This window comes from Corynebacterium sp. A21 (genome assembly GCF_052266655.1).
Lineage (GTDB): Bacteria > Actinomycetota > Actinomycetes > Mycobacteriales > Mycobacteriaceae > Corynebacterium.
Window position 1 is genome coordinate 1 of record NZ_JBQPQY010000028.1, and the last position, 806, is coordinate 806.

Genomic DNA, 806 nt, shown 5'->3' on the forward strand with positions numbered 1-806 from the left:
CGGTACGCACCCAGTGTCTGGTGACCGCGTTGGATAGCCGGGAGGAATTCGGGGTCTGGGGTGGGCTGACCGAGCGTCAACGCCGCGCGGTCTTGCGCGACAACCCCCATGTCGAGAACTGGGCACACCACCTCGCTGCCGGTGGTGAACTTACCGGCATCCGCCAGGCCCCCTGACAGATACAGCCCGGCCTCGCCAGGATCTCTGCGACCACGGTCAACTCACCACCAGCAGCAACACCCCGCGATCATCGTCTAACCCCTAGGGACAGTCCCAGCAATCGAATCCCCCTGCAGACTGAGGTCATCATTCCTATAGTGATACCCATGCGTGCGACCTACCAGGAACAACTCAACGACTTCGCCCACGACCTGATCATCATGAGCGACCTGGTCCGCGACATCATGGTCCAGGCCTGCGACGCACTACTGCGAGGATCGTTGGAATCCGCGGAAACAGCACTCACCCGTGCCGAAGACCTACCCGAGATCCGCACCCGCTGCACCCAGCGTGCCGTGGATCTCCTCGCCCTGCACAACCCGATGGCCCGAGATCTCCGCCAGGTCATCTCCTCGATCTATATCGTCGAGAACCTCGACCGCATGGCAGCACTGGCCACCCACATCGCGGGGTCAGCCCGCCGACGCCACCCCGACCTAGCCATCCCGGCCGCCCTGACCGGCTATTTCGAAGAACTCACCCGCCTGACCGTGGACATGGTCAATAAGACCCGTGATCTTCTCATCGCACCGGATGCCGACATTGCGATCGCCCTGGCCGATGAGGATGACGCCGTCGATGACCTC

The 806-nt window shown here is 62.8% G+C and carries 2 protein-coding genes; both read left to right on the forward strand.

Annotated features, from left to right (window positions below; genetic code table 11):
• The coding region (locus tag ACTU46_RS16150; protein ID WP_443383955.1) for a WhiB family transcriptional regulator at nt 1-176 on the forward strand (176 nt) is incomplete at its 5' end.
• Between the two features lie 150 nt (nt 177-326).
• A partial coding sequence (locus ACTU46_RS16155; RefSeq protein WP_443383952.1) for a phosphate signaling complex PhoU family protein occupies nt 327-806 on the forward strand: 480 nt, incomplete at its 3' end.